General features: G+C 59.2%; 1 protein-coding gene. It reads right to left on the bottom strand.

All coding sequences use genetic code 11. The annotated features are described in order from the left end of the window. Positions 1–2,419 (bottom strand): DUF6531 domain-containing protein (locus Q3O12_RS05045; RefSeq protein WP_301669619.1); only part of this gene is annotated, 2,419 nt, incomplete at both ends.

Below are 2,419 nucleotides of genomic sequence, written 5' to 3'. Positions count from 1 at the left end.
GCACTTTCCATTGGTGCCGGGCGATGATTTGGCCGTTTCCGTTGTAGTCGAAGCAGGTGATGCTGTGGCGGTTGGCAGCACGGACGAGGTTGCCGTCCGGGTCGTATTGGTAAGCGGCCTCCTGAACTCTGTCGCCGCCGTCGCGGGCGAGGGTATGGATTAAGCGTCCCAATATATCGCGTTTAAACTCGGTAATACGCAGCGGGGTTTGGCTGTCGAGGTCGTCTGAAAGCGGGGCGGCGTCTTTTTTGGGGACGGGCTGTCCGCCCGGCTGCGCCATCAGTTTGGCGGCGAGGGAAACATCGTTGCCGAACTCGCGTTGCTCGACCAGTTCGTTGCCGGCGTTGTAGCGGTAGCCGGTCAGCTTATGGTCGAAGCCGCTTTCGGCAATCAGGCGGTCGAGGACGTCGTAGGCAAAGCGGTAGCGCGCACCGTTTTCATTGGTGAGGCCGATTAGGCGGCGGGCTTTGTCGTAGTGGTAGCCGAAGGTATGGCCCAGCGCATTGGTGCGCCGGGTCGGCAGACCGTCCTGGCCGTATTCGTAGGAAGTGGTATGGCCTTCGCCGTCGGTATGGGTTTTCAGACGGCCTGCGGCATCGTAGCCGAAGGTTTCTTTGCTGCCGTCGGGATAGAGGGCGAGGGTAAGGTTTTGGTCGGCGTCGTAATGATATTCGGTGTGCCGTCCCAGCGCATCGGTAATACGCGCCAGCTGTCCTTCGGGGGTGTAGGCCAGACGGGTTTCGTAACCGGAGCAGTCGGTAATGAGGTCGGGCCGGCGGTTTTCATTATAGTGATAGGCGGTGCTGTTGCCGTTGGGGTCGGTCACCGACTGCAACAGGCCGTTGTCGGCGTATTCGAAACGGGTGGTATGTTTCAGCGGGTCGGTATGGGTCAGCAGGTTGCCCGCTTCGTCGTAGGTATAGCCGTCATAACGGCCTTCCGCATCGCTTTTACGGATCAGGCGGTAGCAGTCGTCATAGTCGAAATGCAGGATGGTGCCGTCGGGACGGACGATGGCCTCCACCTGCCCCTCGTTGCTGTACTGATAACGGGTCACGCGCCCCATCGCATCGGTATGGCTGAGCAGACGGCCCAAACCGTCGCGTTCCATCAATACGGCGCTGCCGTCGGCAAACACCCGTTTGGTCAACTCGTTGTTGTAGTCGTAATGATATTGCTCGGTACGGCCCAACACGTCGGTTACCTCGGTATAACCGTCGTGATAGGTAAAACGCCATTCCTCGCCCAAAGAAGTCCGGTTGCACAACACCTTGCCGGTCGGGGTGTAATGGTCGTATTCGTATTCCGATACCAATCCCGCCGCATCCGTGTGCGACACCATCAGATTGTTTCTATAGCCGAAGCTGCGTTTGACGTTGCCGTCTCGGCCGATGACGCGGACCAAGTCGCCGCTATTATTGTATTCGTAGCGGATCAGCGGACTGCCGACCCGGACCGTTTCGCCGAAGGCGGGCAACCCCTCCAACAGCGATACCGACAGCAGCCGCATTTTGGGCGACTGTTCGTCCGCCACATTGCCGAAGTTCAGTGAGAACACCCGGCCGTTGCCGTCGATGACGTATTGCGGCAGACCGGTCAGCGGATGATAGACGAAACGCTGATGGTTGCCGTTGGCGTCTTCCACCGCCACCAGCGGGAAGAGGGTGGAATCCTCGTCCGAACCGTCTTCCGCCACCGCCAAAGGCGCAAAGCGCAGCGCTATCGAACCGTCCAGCGACGCAATGACATAATGGCCGTCCGGATTTTTACTGAACCAGATCTGTTCGCTCTCGAACAATACCGGCTCTTCATCGTCTTCATCGACTTCCGGCAGCGGGAACAAACGGCCCTGATCGTCGATATAGGCCAATCCCGCCGCATCGCGGATGATGCGTTGGCAGCCCGGCACGCTCCAGCCCTCGCCGAGCCAGCCGGTACCGTCTTGGTCGGAATAATAGCTGCGGCTCCAGACCAGCGGCAGGATGCCTTCAAAAGCAAAGTCGGTTTCACCCTCCAAAAACTTCAGCCCGTGTATCGGATTGACCGGGCGGCCGACAGCGGCGGCGGCTTTACAGGAAATACAGGGTTTGGGCGGCAGTTTCTTCTTGAACTTGTTGTTCATGTGGAACATATCGCCGGCACGGATGATGTGGCGCTTGCGGATTTTAACCGAAGAAGAGTGCATCATCGGCCAGGCAGGTTTGGTGGCGGTACGCGACAACACCCCTTTGCGGCCGGGTATGGCGGGTTCGTCACCGGTAGTGCGGTTGGTTTTACTGGCTTTGAAGACAAAAGCAGGCTTGCGGTTGAGGCGTACGTCTTTGGCGACGGTTTTAGCGCCGCCCAAGTCGGCGAAGAGTGGGAAGGGGATGGGTGGTGCGACTGGTGGAGCAGGAGGGGGCGGCCAGCAGAAATCGGG

This window comes from Neisseria benedictiae (assembly GCF_958267435.1).
In the GTDB taxonomy this organism is placed as follows: Bacteria; Pseudomonadota; Gammaproteobacteria; order Burkholderiales; family Neisseriaceae; genus Neisseria; species Neisseria bergeri.
The sequence above is the reverse complement of the archived record's forward strand: the minus strand, read 5'-3'. Positions and strand labels throughout refer to the sequence as shown.